We start from the raw sequence: 14689 nt of genomic DNA, 5'->3' as shown, positions 1-14689 counted from the left end.
GTCATGCTCATCACCGGGTTCCCTTGGCGGCGAACGCCGCGACCGTGTCGACGTTGGTCTTGTCGATGAAAGCCGGTCCGGTGAGGACGGGCGCGGTGCTGCCTCCGCTGAAGTTCCCGTTGGTCCTGTAGAGCCACAGGGCGTCGACGGCGAGATAGCCCTGCAGGTAGGGCTGCTGGTCGACGGCGAACTCGACCTGGCCGTCCTGGACGGCCTTCACCAGGCTCTTGTTGAGGTCGAAGGTGGCGAGCTTGGCCTTGCTGCCGGCGTCGGACAGCGACTGCACGGCGGTCAGCGCGATCGGGGCGCCGAGGGTGACGACCTGGTCGACGGAGGAGTCCTGCTTGAGCTTGGCGGTGATGGTGGACTTCACGGACGGCATGTCGGTGCCGTTGACGTAGAGGATGTCCGTCTTTCCGCTGAAGCCCTTCTTCAGGCCGGCGCAGCGCGCCTCAAGGGCGACCTGCCCCTGCTCCTGGATGACGCAGAGGGCGTGCTTGGCGCCGAGTTGGTTCAGGCGCTGTCCGAAGGCCTGCCCGGCGATGTTCTCGTCCTGGCCGAAGTACTCCAGCATGCCGAGCTGCTTCCAGTCGTCCACGCCGGAGTTGAAGCCGACGACCGGGACGCCCGCCGCCTTGGCCTTGGTCACCACGTCCTTCATGGCGTCCGGCTTGGCGGCGGTGAGCGCGATGCCGTCGACCTTCTGGTCGATCGCGTTCTGCACGAGGTTGGCCTGGTTGCCGGCGTTGGGGTCGCTGGAGTAGACGAGCTTGACGTTGTCCTTGGCCGCGGCGGCCTGCGCGCCCTTGCGGACCAGGTCCCAGAAGGTGTCGCCGGGCGACGCGTGGGTGACCATGGCCACCGTCATACGCGGGGTGGTGGCCTTGCCCGCCGCGGCGTCCGCACCTCCCTCTTCGGACTTCTTGCCGCCCGAGCTGCTGGAACAGCCGGCGGCGAGCAGGGTTCCGGCGAGGACCGTGGCGGTGAGGATGGCGGCTCGGTGGTGTCTGTGCATGTCCCTTGCACCTCGCTGTGCTGGTCGGGATGGCGTCTGTGGTGGGGCGGGAGCGCGTCTGACCTCGGTGACCGGAGCGCGATCATCGAGCGGGTGACGCATCGCGCGCGGGGTGCGTATGTGCCACGTGGCGGCGCGTTGTCCGCGGTGGCCATGGGTGCGGACCACCTGTCTGTTCCACTGGAGCGCTTTAGTAGCGCGCTCTAGTTTCAGAGACTATGGAGCCGCCCCAGGGAGATGTCAACAGCTATGTCAGGACGTACCTACAAAGTGCTCGGAATGGGACCGAGTCGTGGATCCGGTCGCCGGAAGAGGGGCGCTGGGATGCGCGAACAACGGGAATCCGCCGGTGAGGCACCAGCGTCCGTCGGCGGGAGCATCGACCGGTGACCGGCCTCTGGACCTGACGTACGAGGACCCCGTGGTCATCCGCCTGGCTGACACACCTCGAACGTCGTGACCGGCCAGGGCCGGGGCTCAGTGCACCGGGAAGCCGAAGGCGTAGCCCTGCTCCTTGAGCCAGGGGAGGATCCGGCGCAGAGCTTCGACGGTCTGGGAGCGGTCGCCGCCCGCGTCGTGGAAGAGGAGCGTCGGCCCGTTGGGCAGTTCCCGCTCGACGGTGGCGACGATGGCGTCCGCGCCCGGCCGTTCGAAGTCCTTCGAGTCCACGTTCCAGCCCAGCGGGCGCATGCCCCGGGAGGCGGCCAGTTTGCGGCTGTAGGGAGTGAAAGCCCCGCCGGGCGCCCGGTAGTACATCGGTCGTACGCCCCCGGACGCCTCGGTGATCATGCGCTCGGCGTCGAGTATCTCCCGCGACTGGTAGGCCTGGGACTTGGTGTCCATGGTGGTGTCGTGCGACACCGAGTGGTCGCACAGCCGGTGCCCGGCCGCGACCACCTTCTTCACCAGGTCCGGGTGCGCCTGCGCCTGCGTCCCCACCATGCAGAAGGTGGCCTTCACCCCGTACTCCCGCAACACGTCGAGCACCTGAGGGGTCCACACGGGGTCGGGGCCGTCGTCGATGGTGATGTTGACGCCGCGCGCCCCCTTGTCCGAGGCGTGCACGATGGTCACCGCCACCGGCTTGACGCTGCCCGGCGTGGCCGACGCGGCCGTCCGGGGCGACGAGCCGCCCACGGCACCGGCCCGCGCGGCCCACACCGAGGCACCGGCGGCCAGCACCGTCACCGCGAGCGCCGCCCCGACCACCTTGACGTGCCAGCCCCGCACGCCGCCGTGCCGCGCCATGTCCGCCCCGCTTTCCCGCAGTTGCTCGCCCAACCTCTGGTCGTCCTCCGACCATTCGGCAGGACGACGGGCGGCGGCCACGGGATGCGTCTGTTACAGATCGCGGACAATTCCGGGACCGTTCGCGGACAACTCGGCGAGCGGCGGCCGGAGCGGACCGGTCGAGGCGAAGGGTTCCGCCTGTGCTGTTCGTGGAGCCGAGGGGCCGTAGCGGGCGGTTCTCCGCCCTTCACCGCACGACATCTTCGAGATGGGGCACCACACGGGTCAGCCGGAGTACGCCCCACAGGATCAGCAGCACACCGATCGCCTCGGGCAACAGCCACCAGCCCGTGCGGATGCTCTCCTCGAACAGCACGACGCCCAGCAGGAGGCTCACCGCCGCGTCACCGATGGTCAGCGCAGGCTGGGAAGCGGCCAAGGGCCCGGCCTGCAGGGCGTTCTCCAGCAGCAGGAGTGCCGTGACGCCGGTGAGCGCGAAGCCGTAGGTCTGCCAGGTGGTGAGGAAGGCCGGCAGCCCGGCGTCGGCGAGGCGTCCCATGGCCGACTTCATGAGCGCGGCTGTCAGGGCGTTGCCGACCGCGGCGGCCGACGCCAGCGTGGCCGCACGCAGCAGCGGCGAGCGCGAGGAGCGAGCGAGGAGCACGGCTGCCGCCATCGCGCCCAGAGCGAGCGCCAGTACCGGAATCCACCGCTCCATCGCGGCCTGCACCCGGGTCCCGGAGGGGTCGGCCGAGGCCAGCAGCAGGGCGAGTCCGGCCATCACGCCCCCGACAGCCCACCAGCCGTCGGCCGCCAGCCTGCGGTGCATCAGCGGCACCGCGACGAGCAGAGCGAACGGCAGTTCGAGAATGAACAGGGGCTGGACCAGTGCCATGGGGCCGTTGACCAGGGCCAGCGCCTGGCACACCGCGGCGCCCATCACACCGGCGATGCCGATCGCCCAGGCGGGCCGCCGCACGAGGGCGAGCAGCAGGCGAAGGCCGCCGCCCCGCGCCACCGTGGAGGCGGCCTTGCGCTGGAACGCCGTACCCACGGCGTTGCCGGCGGCTCCCACGACGGCGAAGAGGACGGCGAGCTCGATCATCACTCACCATGCTCCCGGACATGATCTCCCCCCGCACCGCGGGCGCCGCGGCTGTGCTCAGGAGCAGTTGAGCGCCGTGAGGTCGACGGCGTCGGCCATCGCCTGCATCCCCTTGTCGTTGGGGTGGATGTGGTCGCCGCCGTCGAGGAAGGGCAGGATGCGCTCGGGGTCGTAGGGACTGCGCAGAACGCGGTCGAAGTCGGTCACGGCGTCGAACTCGCCGCTGCCCCTGACGAAGGCGTTGACGTCCTGTCGTACGGCCTCGGCGGCCGGGTCCCATTCCGGCCAGCCCTTGAACGGGGCCACCGTGGCGCCGACGACGCACTTGCCCGCCGCGTGCACCCGCCGGATGATCTCCCGGTAACCGGCGATCATGTCCTCGGCGGTCACTCCCGTGTGCGCCTTGATGTCGTTGACGCCCTCGAAGAGGAACACCGTGCGCACGCCGGGGTGGGACAGCACGTCCCGCTGGAGCCGGTTCAGCGCGCTCTGGCCGGCTCCGTCCGCCAGCACCTTGTTGCCGGACACCCCCGCGTTGGCCACTCCCTTGACCGCGGTGTCCGCCTGCCCGAGCCGACGGGCGAGGTAGTCGGGCCAGCGGCGGTCCAGGTCCGCGGTGGACTGCCAGCCGTCGGTGATGGAGTCACCGAGCGCGACCACGGCGCCGGTCGCCGCGCCCGTCCGCACGGACACGGCGTCGAGGTAGAACCACGAGCCGGTCGTCCCGGTCCAGTGCTCGGCGCTCTCCTCGGCGGTGTGGTCGCCCTGAGCCGTGTATGACGTCTGCATCGCCATCCCGTGACCGCTCGCGGGGCCCGCCGCGTCCGGCGAGTGCAGGCTCACCACCAGGTCGGTCGCCGCGGGCAGCCGCCCGGGCAGCGGGTCGCTGAGCGCGGTCCCTCCCGCCGGGACGGTCACAGAGCCGGCGCCGCCGAAGCCGAGCCGCCGGTTGCTGCCCGGCACCAGCTCCGCCCCCTGCCGCCGGACGCCCGCGTAGACGCCGTCGAAGGTCACCGGCCGGTCGCCGAAGGCGTTCGTCAGCCGGATCCGCAGATCGCTCCCGCCGACGCTGGTCCGTACGACGAGGCGGTAGCCGCGGTCGGTGACGCCGTCCCCCAGCCGGTCGGCGGAGGCCGCCCAGGTCACGACGTCGTGGGGGGAGTCCGCGGCCTTCACGGCCGTCGCCGGGAGGGCCTGGAGCAGCGTGGCGGCGAGCAGTACGGCGACGAGCCGGCGCATCCGCGCCCGACGGGCCATCATCGGGTGAACCCCGTCAGCGTCACGGACCGTCCCGGCCGCAGGTCCACCGTCCGGGACGTCCCGGCGAACGTCACCGTCGTGGTCCGGCCGCCGACGCTGCGCACCCGCGCCGAGGTGGGCATGCCCTCCCGCCAGCGCAGGTCGACGACGAAACCCCCGCGCGCGGGCAGGCCGCTGACGTGTCCGGAGGCGGCCCAGGCATCGGGCAGGGCGGGCAGGAGCTCCAGGTGCCCGGGGCGGGAGTGGAGGAGCATCTCGGCCATCGCGGCCGGGGTGCCGAAGTTGGCGTCGATCTGGAAGATACCCCTGCCCCGTTCGGCCTCGTAGATGTCGAAGAGGTTGAAGGCGGTGCCGTTGCCGCCGCCGGTCGACGGGCGCAGGTTTGTCACGACCAGTTCGTAGGCGTTCTCCGCGTTCTTCAGGCGCGCCCAGCACAGCGCGCGCCAGGCGTTCGCCCAGCCGAAGCTGTTCATGCCGCGCGCGGTGAGGAGCGCGGTGGCGCCGTCGACGATCTCCTTCGGGGTGGAGCCGTCGGGGCGGATGCGGTCGCCGGGGAACAGGCCGACGAGCGGGGAGAGGTGCCGGTGGGTGGTCTCCCCGAGGTTGTCGGGGGACATCCACTCCTCCAGCCAGCCGGTACGCGGGCTCACCTGCGGCAGGTACAGCCGCTCGCGCAGGCCGGCGACGGTGTCCGCGTAGGCGCCGTCCTTCCCGAGTTCCGCCGCGGCGGTGCCGTAGTGGCCGAACAACTCCCACACGAGTTCCTGCGCGTAGGTGATGCCCTTGGCGTCGAGCGGGCCGTGCTCGGGGGACCAGTCGCTGTCGGCGACGAGGACCTCGCGTGAGGTGCCGGGAAGAGTCGTGGTGAGCAGCCGTGCCTCCCAGAACTCGCAGGCCCCCTTCAACAGCTGGTAGATCTTCTCCAGATGGGTGCGGGATCGGGTGAACTCGTAGTGCTCCCACAGGGTGTTGGCGATCCAGGCGTTGGCCGCGGGGTGCCACCACCAGCCCATCCCGCCGTGCGGATTGGTGGAGATCGCGACCGTCCAACCGGCGTTCTTCCCGGTGGAGTTGCGGTAGCGGTTGCGCGGATCGTTGAACAGGGACCGGGTGAGCGCGGTCCAGGACGGCAGTTGCGCGAGGCAGTAGTCGGTGAGGGCGTCGAAGCACTGCGACAGACCGGTGCGGTCGGCCATCCAGTAGTTCATCTGGATGTTGATGTCGGTGTGGTAATCGCCCATCCAGTCCGGGTCGTTGCCGTCGAGCCACAGCCCCTGCAGGTTGAGGGGCAGACTGCCCCGCGAACCGGAGATCATCAGGTACCGGCCGAACTGCAGGTAGGCCGCCTCGAGTTCGGGATCCGGCGTCCTGTCGCGGGCGCGTGCCGTGAGCCGTTCCCAGGTGTCCAGGGCGCGCTGCTCGGCGCTCGACGTGCCGAGGGAGAGGTCCAGTCGGCCGTAGAGGGCGTGGTAGTCGGCCGTATGGGTGCGCAGCAGGCCGGCGGCCGGGTGGGCTGCGGCCGCGCGGACCTTCGTGCGAGCCAGCTCCTCGGGGTCGAGGGACGGGTCGCGGTACTTCGCCTCGGCGTCCGGCGCGTAGTTGGTGCCGCCGCTGACCACCACGGTGAGCTCCGCGCAGCCGGAGAAGTCGATGCGTGCCCCGTTCACCCGGACCCGGCCGCCGGTCCCGCGCGCGGTGACGGCGGCGCCGTAGCGCAGGCCGTTGGGCAAGGACGCGCCGAACGACTCCGCCCCTGTCCGGGTCTCGCCGTGCGTGCCGTCCAGCGTTACGGACCCGGTGTAGCTGCCGCCGCCGCTCTGGCCGAAGTGCAGGACGATCACGTCGTCGGGCTTGCTGGCGAAGATCTGCCGCCGGTACGTCACCCCGGAGCGGACGTACGTCGTCGTCAGCAGGGCCTGGGAGAGGTCGAGGGTGCGGCGGTAGCCGTTGACGCCGGCCAGGTCGTGGTCGGGGATGTCGACGGTGAGCCGGGCGAGGAGGGTGAAGGAGCCGAAGTCGGCGCGACCGTAGGGGAACTGGCCGTCGGAGTCCAGCGTGTCGTTGAGGCCGCCGGTCCACATCGTGGCGTCGGTGATGAGCAGCAGTTCACGGCCGGGGTCGTTGCTCGCGAGGGCGCCGAGGCGGCCGTTGCCGACGGGCAGCCCCTGTTCGATCATGGAGTTGTCGTCGGCGGGGGCCTGCCACCACAGCGTGTGGCGCGAGGCGTCGGTGGGCGACGTCGAGTCGGTGGGGCGCTCGGGTGCGGCGGAGGCGGTGAAGGCGGGCAGCCCGGCGAGGGCCGCGGTGAGCGAGGTGGCGAGGAGGGCGCGTCTGCCGGGGTCGGTCGGGCGGGGGGTCATGGCGGCTCCGGAGGTCTGCGGGCCCGGCGCGGTGCCGGGCCCGGTGGGGTCAGTTCGCGGCCGAGGACTTCGGTACGTCGATCCGGTCGATGTCCGGCGCGTAACCGGAACCGCTGTCGAAAGTGATCGTGTTGGCGCCCGCCTTCAGCGTCACCGGAACGTGGACACTGTCGACGGTTCCCCAGTCGCCGGTGGCGGGGAAGACGTGGCGGGTGGCGCCGCCGCCGTTCGCGGAGATGTCGGCCGCACGGGAGTCACCGCTGATGTACGCGACCTTGATCTGGTAGGTGCCGGGCTTGTCGACCACGACGCCGGTGAAGGTCAGCTTGCCGCCGAGGTAGAGGTCGCCGACCTTGCGGGCGCCGGAGCAGGACGGGCAGTCGGTGACGGAGGCGTTGCCGGCCAGGGTGTTGGCCGGAGCTTCGGCCTCGTAGCCGGTCCGCTCCAGCGCGCTGCCGCGCGGAGTGACGGCGAACAGACGGGATCCGTGCGCGGGCAGCGCCTGAGTGATCCTGTTCTGGTACGTGCCGAGGTTCTCGTGGTTCCACAGATCGCGGACGGACGCCTTGCCGGTGAAGCCGAGCATGCTCCAGTCGGCGCTCACCGAGGCCGGCGCGTCGGACAGGTTGAACAGGGCCACGGTGTGGGTGCCGTCGGGATTCTCCGCGGCCCACACCCGCTGGGGGCCGGACGTGGTGAGCGGGTGGGCGGGCGGTGCGTCGCTCTGGTCGACAGCGATGACCTCACGGTTGGTGAGCAGGGACAGGCCGTAGGAGTCCAGGCGGGTGAGGTCGTCGCCGGTGTAGAGCGGGGACTTCGCGATGGCCCACAGGGTGGCGTATGTCTGCCGCTCGGCCTTGGTCAGGCCGTCCATCCCGCCGTTGCCGACGTCGAGCGAGTCGAGGTCGTTCCAGCCGCCGGGGCCGGCGTGCCTGGTCCAGGCCGGGGTGTCGTCGAAGCGGTCGTCGACGGAGTTCTCCCAGGAGACCAGGGTGTTGCAGTAGCACTCGACATCGGTGTCGATGCGCCAGCCATCGGAGTATCTCCTCCAGTCGGCGGCGTGGCCGATGTCGAGGGACCAGGACACCTCCAGATGGATCGGGCGTCCGGTGGCGGCGATCGCCTTCTGCCAGGCGGCCACGTCGGCGATGTTGTCGTAGTTGTCGCCGCTCTTGAAGGAGCCGGGGCCGACGCCGTCGAGCTTCAGGAAGTCGTAGCCCCAGTCCGCGAACAACCGCGCCTGCGAGTCGATGTACTTCTGAGCGCAGGGGTCGGAGAAGTCGATCTTGTACGCGCTGTCCCAGCCGTTGGTGGTGCGCAGGTCGGCGTAGACGATGTCGGCCGTGGTGCAGCCTTCGGCGTTCCAGATCGGGGCCTTGCCGTCGGCGTACGCCTCCTTCTCCAGCCCGGCCGGCAGATAGATGCCCGCCTTGAGGCCCTTGGCATGGACGTGGTCGGCGACGGGCTTCATACCCCGAGGAAAGCGCTGCGGGTCGGCCTTCTGACGGGCGTACTCGTCGAACCCGGGCTTCCAGGTCTTGTCCCGCCACCAGCCGGCGTCGATGTTGACGTACTCGTAGCCGGACTTCTTCAGCTTCGCCGCCAGGGCGTCGGCCTGCTTCAGGACGTTGGCCTCGGTGAGGTAGCTGTAGTCGCCGTCGGGGTTGAGGCCGGGATACTTGGACGACTGCATGCTCCAACTCGACCAGCCCATGTACGGCTTGGCGGCGAGGGCGGGAACGACGCTTTCGGCACGGGCCGCGGAAGTGACGGTCGCGGTGCTCCCGGCGTGCGCCGCCGGGGTGAGAGTCGAGGTGCCCGCGGCGAGAACCCCGACGGCCAAGGCTCGCAGGGCGCGTGGGGGCAGGACGGAGAGCGAGGGTGACCGCATGGGTCGTACCTCCTGGGGTGGGGTGGGTGCTCCTCGTACGATCAGTTCGGGGCGGTGATGAAGGACTGGATCGCGGTGGCCGCGGCACCACGCGCCCACTCCTCGAACGGCAGCGGCCGCGTCTGCACGTCGCACTGCGCGGCCGAGCCGAAGGCGGCCGCCGTGAAGGCGTCCCGGATCTGTTCGGCGAACAGGTCGTAGGCGGCCAGGCCCTCGCCGGAGATGAGCACCCGCTCCGGGCCGAGCAGGTTCGCCACGGTGGCGATGCCCCGGCCGATCGCCTCCCCGGCCCGCGCGTACGCCTCGCGCGCGCCGCTGTCACCCCCGCGGGCCAGCTCGACGGCCTCGGCGGTGTCGGCGACCTCGACGCCGGTCGTCTCACGGATGCGGGCGAGGATCGCCGGATCCGCGGCGATCGCCTCGACGCAGCCGCGGTTGCCGCAGTGGCAGAGCGGTCCGTTCGGATCGACGGTCACATGACCGATCTCCCCGGCGACCCCGTGGGCCCCGGCGACCACCCGTCCGTGCACCACCAGACCGCAGCCGATGCCGGCGCCGACGGTCACCACGGCGAAGTCCGACAGGCCCACGCCCGCGCCGAACCACTGCTCGGCGACGGTGAGGGCCCGTACGTCGTTGTCGACGGTGACCGGCAGGCCCGTGATGGTGCCGGCGAGCCCGGCGAGCGGCACGTCACGCCAGTCGAGGAACGGCGAGTAGCGCACCACACCCTCGACCCGGTCCACGTCACCGGAGGCGGCGATGCCGAGCCCCACGACCCGCACGCCGTAGCCGTCCGCTCCGGTCAGCAGCTCCAGCACGACCTCTGCGGCCGAGACCAGGACCGCTTTGGGGTCACGACGGGCGAGGGGCACGTGCCGGGCGAGCAGGATCCGGCAGCACAGGTCCGTGAGCACCCCGATGATCTCGTCGCCCGTCAGCTTGAGACCGATGAAGAGCGCGCGGCCCCCGTCGACCCGCACCAGGTTCGCGGGCCGCCCGAGCGCCGGCCGTGTCCCGGCGTCGGCGTCCTCCACCAGATACCCGGACTCGATCAGAGGCCGGACCGCCTTCGTCACGGCCGCGGCGGACAGACCGGCCCGCCGGGCCAGCTCCAGGCGGGTCAGGGGTCCTTGGGACAGGACGGTCGTGAAGACCTGCGAAGCGGCCGGCGTACCGGCGGGGAACGTCTCGGCAGGCGGCGTGGGGGAGGGCGAGGGCATGGCCGGGAACCTAGGGCTCTTATTTTCCGCTGTCAATGAAAGAAGCAAGGATTCCCTGAACACTTGCTGTGTGTCCTGATGGGCTTTCAAGAATCCGCCAGGCGTCGGGTGTTGTCCATGAAATCGAAGGATGTGTCGCACGGAGGCCGGTGGGGTGCCGTTCGTGAGAGCGGCTTTGCAGGTCAGTGACGGGGCACGGCGCCGAGTTCCGCACCGGCCCGACAGGCGGCGCCGATCGCCACGGCATCCCCGTCCAGGGCGGCGGGGAGCACCCGGACCGGGTGGCCGCTGACCGGGGGTTCGGCGGCGAGGGTGCGGTGGATCGGCGGTTCCAGCAGAGCCCAGGCGCGGCTGACGCCCCCGCCGATCACGACGGTGGTGACGTCCAGCAGGCCCGCCGTGAGGAGGATCGCGCGGGCCACGGCGGCGCCCGCGGTGTCGTACACGGCGAGCGCGTCCGGGTCCCCGGCGGCCGCCGCCTCGGCGACCCGGCGGGCGGTGAAGCTCCGCTCCGGCTGTCCGGTCCGCTCGGCGTACCGGGCGGCGATCGACCGGCCCGACGCCAGGGTCTCCAGATGGCCGCGGCCCCCGCAGGTGCACCGCAGATCGCCGAAGCCGGGTATGTGGCCGATCTCGCCGGCCGCGCCGTGCGGACCGTCGTACAGGGCGCCGTCCAGCCACAGGGCGCCGCCGACCCCGGTGCCGAGGGTCATCCCGAGCGCATGCGCCTCGCCCGCGCCCGCGCCCCGTCCGACCTCACCGCGCAGGAACGCGTTGACGTCGTTGTCCAGGTACGCCGGTACGCCCAGAGCCTCCTCGACCGTCGCCGTCACGGGGAAGCCCGCCCACTCGCGGAACGAGTCGCTGGCCACGAGGATCCGCCCGGCCTTCGCGTCCACCAGGCCCGCCGCACCGATCCCCACGCCCAGCAGCCGGCCGGGCGTGCGGTCGAGGAGGAGGCGCAGGGCGTCGAGCGCCGCCCCGACCATCGCCGCCCCGCCCTCGGCCGCCGGGGTGGGCACCCCGAGCCGGTCGAGCACCACGAGGTCGGCCGTGCACAGCACCACCTGGGTGGTCGTCCCTCCGATGTCGACACCGGCGACCACCCCGGGAGCGGCCCTCACGCGGTGGCCTCCACCCCGGGCTGGGCCCGCCGCCGGCGTTGCAGCACGGGGTCGGGCACGGGCACGGCGGCGATGAGCCGGCGCGTGTACTCCGTCTCCGGACGCAGCAGCGTGGTCATGGTCGGCCCTTCCTCCTCGACGGCCCCGGCCCGCATGACGACGACCCGCTGCGCGAACTCCTGCACCACAGCCAGGTCGTGCGACACGAACAGACATGCGAAGCCCAGCTCGCGCTGCAACTCGGCGATCACCTCGAGCACCGTCCGCTGCACACTCACGTCCAGCGCGCTGGTCGGCTCGTCCGCCACCAGCAGCCGGGGTTCGAGGACCAACGCCCGTGCCAGGCTCACGCGTTGCCGCTGCCCACCGGACAGCTCGCGTGGCCCGCGCCGAGCCAACTCCTCGGACAGCCGCACGAGTTCGAGCACCTCCGCGACCCGGGCCCGCCGCTGGGCCGCGGACATGCCCCGCCGGTGCACCCGCAGCGGCTCCGCCACGCACTCCGCGACGCTCATCCGCGCGTCCAGCGAGGCCACCGGATCCTGCAGGACCACGCCCACACCGGACAGCAGAGCGCGCCGAGCCCGGCCACGCGCCCGGGCGAGGTCGCTGCCGAACAGCGCCGCCGAACCGGAGCCCGGCCGGACGAGCCCCAGCGCGACCCGGGCCGCCGTCGACTTGCCGGAGCCGGACTCGCCGACGAGGCCCACGGTCTCGCCGGGCCGGACCGTGAGGGACACGTCGCGCAGTGCCTTGACGGTACGACGTCCACGGCCGAAGTCCACCGAGACGTCCCGGAGTTCGACCACCGGCGCCCCGTCGGCCGACCCGGCCGCCGCGTCCGCGCCCGCCGGCTCGCCCACCACCAGCCGGGGCACCGCCGCCAGCAGCCGCTGCGTGTACTCGTGCGTCGGCCGCAGCAGCACCTCCTCCACCGTCCCGGTCTCCACGACCCGGCCCTCCAGCATCACCGCGACCCGGTCGGCGAAGTCCGCGACCACGCCCATGTTGTGGGTGACCAGCAGCACGCCCGTGCCCGAGTCGGCCGCCAACTCCCTGAGCAGGTCCAGGATCTCGGCCTGTACGGTGACGTCGAGAGCGGTCGTCGGCTCGTCGGCGATCAGCAGACCGGGCGAGTTGGCGATCGCCATGGCGATGACGACCCGCTGCCGTTGCCCGCCCGACAACTGGAAGGGGAACGCGGACGCGCGCCGCTCCGGCTCCGGAATGCCGACCCTGCGCAGGAGTCCGACCGCCTCGCGGGCGGCCTCGGCGCGCGACACCGGCCGGTGGTTGCGGACGACCTCCGCGATCTGCGCGCCGACCCGGGTCAGCGGATCCAGCGCGGTGGCCGGCTCCTGGAACACCATCGACACCGTACGGCCGCGCAACCGCGCGAGCTCCGCCTCCGGGGCATCGACGACCTCGGTGCCGTCCACCGAGATCCGCCCCGACACCCGGGCGTGGCCCGGCAGCAGCCCCATCGCGGCGAGCGCCACCGTCGACTTCCCGGAGCCCGACTCGCCGACCAGCGCGAGCGTCTCGCCGGGCCGTACGTGCAGGGACACCTCCCGTACGGCGGGCACCTCGCCCGTGTCCGTCGAGAACGTCACCCCGAGGTCCTCGATCTCCAGCACGGTCCCCGGCACGCTCATCCGCGCCCCCTCACGTCGAAGGCGTCGCGCAGCCCGTCGCCGATCGCGTTGAACGCGCACACGACGAGGATGATCGCGAGGCCGGGCGGAACGATCAGCCACCAGCGCCCGGAGTACGCCGCCGTCAGACCGGCCGACAGCATGCCGCCCCAGTCGGTCGACGGCGGCCGGACGCCCAGGCCGAGATAGGACACGTACGCCACGAGCAGGATCGCGTCGGCGACCTGGAACGTCGCCGCGACCACGATCGTCGACACCGAGTTCGGCAGGATGTGCCGCCCGATCGCCCGGCCGTGCGTGCCGCCGATGGCGCGCAGTGTCAGCACGTAGTCCCGGCTCTTCAGCGTCAGCGTCTCGGCCCGCACCAGCCGGGACGGCACCAGCCAGGACACCAGGCCGAGCACGATGATCAGGCCGATGGTGTCCGGGGTGGTGATGGCGGAGACGACCAGCAGGATGAACAGCGCCGGAATGGCGATGCCGGCGTCGACGATCCGCATCATCACCGCGTCCACCCAACCGCCCGCATAGCCCGCGAGGGCGCCCCAGAGCGTGCCGATGACGGTCGCGAGGATCCCGGCGGCGAGCCCGACGAGCAGTGAGACCTTCCCGCCGTACATGAGCCGCCCGAGCTCGTCGTGGCCCACGGCGTCCGTGCCGAGCGGGTGGGAGCCGGCGGGCGCGAGGTTGACCTGGGAGAGGTCGGTGTGGGTCTGGTCCGTCGAGTACAGCAGCGGGCCGATGAAGGAGAACAGCAGGAAGAGGACGACCACCACGAGCCCGGTGACGGCGAGCCGGTTGCGGGTGAACCGGCGCAGGGAGAGACGCCCGGGCGACACGGTGGGGACGACCTGGAGTACGGCGGTCATGTCCGGCTCTCCTTCACTCGCGGGTCGACGATCCGCTGGACGACGTCCGCCAGCAGCGTTCCCACGACCGTCGCGACGGAGATGACGAGGACGCAGCCGAGCAGCACCGGATAGTCGGAGGACTGCGCGGCGCTCCAGAACAGCAGCCCCATGCCCGGATAGTTGAAGAGCTGCTCGACGACGAGGGCGCCGCCGAAGAGCACCGGCACGTAGTAGCCGAGCATGGCGATCACGGGTGTGAGGGAGTTGCGGAAGACGTGCCGCCACAGGATCGCTCCCGGCCGGGCGCCGCCGGCCCGGGCGGTGCGGACATAGTCCTCGTCCAGGTTCTCCAGGGTCGCGGCCCGCATGTACCGGCTGAACACGGCGATCATGGACGCGGCCCCGGTGACCACCGGCAGGACCAGCGCCGCCGGATCCGCGAACACCTGGGTCAGGGTGTCGCCCTGGGGCGCCTGCGAGGGGAACCAGCGCAGGGTCTGGGTGAACAGCAGGATCAGCAGGAGCCCCAGGAAGTACACCGGCGTCGCATACGCGACGAAGCTCAGGGTCGTGACGGCGTAGTCCACCGGCTTGTTGCGCCGCACCGCCTGCCACATGCCGAGCGGGACCGCCAGCACCAGACCGACGAACGCGGACAGCACGGTCAGCACCAGGGTCTTCGGCAGCCGCTGCTCGATGAGCCGGGACACGGCCTCGTTGAGGGTGTACGAGGTGCCGAGGTCGCCTCGCAGGAGGGTGCGCAGGTAGTAGAGGTACTGGACGGGAAGCGGCCGGTCGAGGCCCTGGGCGTGGTTGAACGCGGTGATCTGCTGGGCCGTGGCCTGCGGGCCGAGGATCCCGCGTGCGGGACCCCCGGGCAGGGCGTGCAGCAGACAGAAGACCACGACCGTGACGATGAGGATCACGGCCAGCGCCTGGAGGAGCCGCCGGGTCAGGTACAGCGTGGTGTCCATG

At 71.7% G+C, this 14689-nt stretch carries 11 protein-coding genes; all 11 read right to left on the bottom strand.

Annotated elements, in window-relative coordinates; genetic code table 11:
* Positions 1-10: 10 nt before the first annotated feature.
* The 11 genes from ABT057_RS02620 to ABT057_RS02570 all read right to left on the bottom strand — a co-directional run bounded on the left by ABT057_RS02620 (position 11) and on the right by ABT057_RS02570 (position 14688).
* Positions 11-1015: a sugar ABC transporter substrate-binding protein gene (locus ABT057_RS02620; protein WP_352340556.1), complete on the bottom strand. Its 1005-nt coding sequence runs from the start codon at positions 1013-1015 to the stop codon at positions 11-13.
* Between the two features lie 477 nt (positions 1016-1492).
* Entirely contained in the window at positions 1493-2263 is a 771-nt protein-coding gene (locus tag ABT057_RS02615) for a polysaccharide deacetylase family protein (protein ID WP_352340593.1), read from the bottom strand.
* 229 nt (positions 2264-2492) lie between these two features.
* Positions 2493-3350 (bottom strand): DMT family transporter, encoded by an 858-nt coding sequence (locus ABT057_RS02610; RefSeq protein ID WP_352340555.1) that lies wholly within the window; start codon positions 3348-3350, stop codon positions 2493-2495.
* 57 nt (positions 3351-3407) lie between these two features.
* Entirely contained in the window at positions 3408-4610 is a 1203-nt protein-coding gene (locus ABT057_RS02605) for an SGNH/GDSL hydrolase family protein (RefSeq protein WP_352340554.1), read from the bottom strand.
* Positions 4607-6970, bottom strand: coding sequence for a glycosyl hydrolase family 95 catalytic domain-containing protein (locus ABT057_RS02600; RefSeq protein WP_352340553.1), 2364 nt, complete (start codon positions 6968-6970; stop codon positions 4607-4609). The genes ABT057_RS02605 and ABT057_RS02600 overlap by 4 nt, the downstream gene beginning before the upstream one ends.
* A gap of 49 nt (positions 6971-7019) precedes the next feature.
* Complete coding sequence (locus ABT057_RS02595; protein ID WP_352340552.1) at positions 7020-8861, bottom strand: alpha-galactosidase D; 1842 nt, start codon at positions 8859-8861, stop codon at positions 7020-7022.
* A gap of 41 nt (positions 8862-8902) precedes the next feature.
* Positions 8903-10084: an ROK family transcriptional regulator gene (locus ABT057_RS02590; protein WP_352340551.1), complete on the bottom strand. Its 1182-nt coding sequence runs from the start codon at positions 10082-10084 to the stop codon at positions 8903-8905.
* A 182-nt stretch (positions 10085-10266) separates the two neighbouring features.
* Positions 10267-11208, bottom strand: coding sequence for an ROK family protein (locus ABT057_RS02585; RefSeq protein ID WP_352340550.1), 942 nt, complete (start codon positions 11206-11208; stop codon positions 10267-10269).
* On the bottom strand, positions 11205-12863 hold the full coding sequence (locus ABT057_RS02580; RefSeq protein WP_352340549.1) for a dipeptide ABC transporter ATP-binding protein: 1659 nt from the start codon (positions 12861-12863) through the stop codon (positions 11205-11207). Before ABT057_RS02580 ends, ABT057_RS02585 begins: the two co-directional genes overlap by 4 nt.
* Positions 12860-13732: an ABC transporter permease gene (locus tag ABT057_RS02575; RefSeq protein WP_352340548.1), complete on the bottom strand. Its 873-nt coding sequence runs from the start codon at positions 13730-13732 to the stop codon at positions 12860-12862. The genes ABT057_RS02580 and ABT057_RS02575 overlap by 4 nt, the downstream gene beginning before the upstream one ends.
* Positions 13729-14688, bottom strand: a complete 960-nt coding sequence (locus ABT057_RS02570) for an ABC transporter permease (RefSeq protein ID WP_352340547.1) — start codon at positions 14686-14688, stop codon at positions 13729-13731. The genes ABT057_RS02575 and ABT057_RS02570 overlap by 4 nt, the downstream gene beginning before the upstream one ends.
* Between the last annotated feature and the right edge of the window lies 1 nt (position 14689).

The sequence above is a fragment of the Streptomyces sp. NPDC002588 genome (assembly GCF_040295925.1).
GTDB lineage: Bacteria > Actinomycetota > Actinomycetes > Streptomycetales > Streptomycetaceae > Streptomyces.
The sequence above is the reverse complement of the archived record's forward strand: the minus strand, read 5'-3'. Positions and strand labels throughout refer to the sequence as shown.

Bases quoted from the DNA above. Each gene is read 5' to 3' on its own strand.
- ABT057_RS02600 (WP_352340553.1), bottom strand. From the start codon at position 6,970: ATGACCCCCCGCCCGACCGACCCCGGCAGACGCGCCCTCCTCGCCACC.
- ABT057_RS02605 (WP_352340554.1), bottom strand. From the start codon at position 4,610: ATGATGGCCCGTCGGGCGCGGATGCGCCGGCTCGTCGCCGTACTGCTC.
- ABT057_RS02615 (WP_352340593.1), bottom strand. From the start codon at position 2,263: ATGGCGCGGCACGGCGGCGTGCGGGGCTGGCACGTCAAGGTGGTCGGG.
- ABT057_RS02580 (WP_352340549.1), bottom strand. From the start codon at position 12,863: ATGAGCGTGCCGGGGACCGTGCTGGAGATCGAGGACCTCGGGGTGACG.
- ABT057_RS02575 (WP_352340548.1), bottom strand. From the start codon at position 13,732: ATGACCGCCGTACTCCAGGTCGTCCCCACCGTGTCGCCCGGGCGTCTC.
- ABT057_RS02595 (WP_352340552.1), bottom strand. From the start codon at position 8,861: ATGCGGTCACCCTCGCTCTCCGTCCTGCCCCCACGCGCCCTGCGAGCC.
- ABT057_RS02620 (WP_352340556.1), bottom strand. From the start codon at position 1,015: ATGCACAGACACCACCGAGCCGCCATCCTCACCGCCACGGTCCTCGCC.
- ABT057_RS02610 (WP_352340555.1), bottom strand. From the start codon at position 3,350: ATGATCGAGCTCGCCGTCCTCTTCGCCGTCGTGGGAGCCGCCGGCAAC.
- ABT057_RS02570 (WP_352340547.1), bottom strand. From the start codon at position 14,688: ATGGACACCACGCTGTACCTGACCCGGCGGCTCCTCCAGGCGCTGGCC.
- ABT057_RS02590 (WP_352340551.1), bottom strand. From the start codon at position 10,084: ATGCCCTCGCCCTCCCCCACGCCGCCTGCCGAGACGTTCCCCGCCGGT.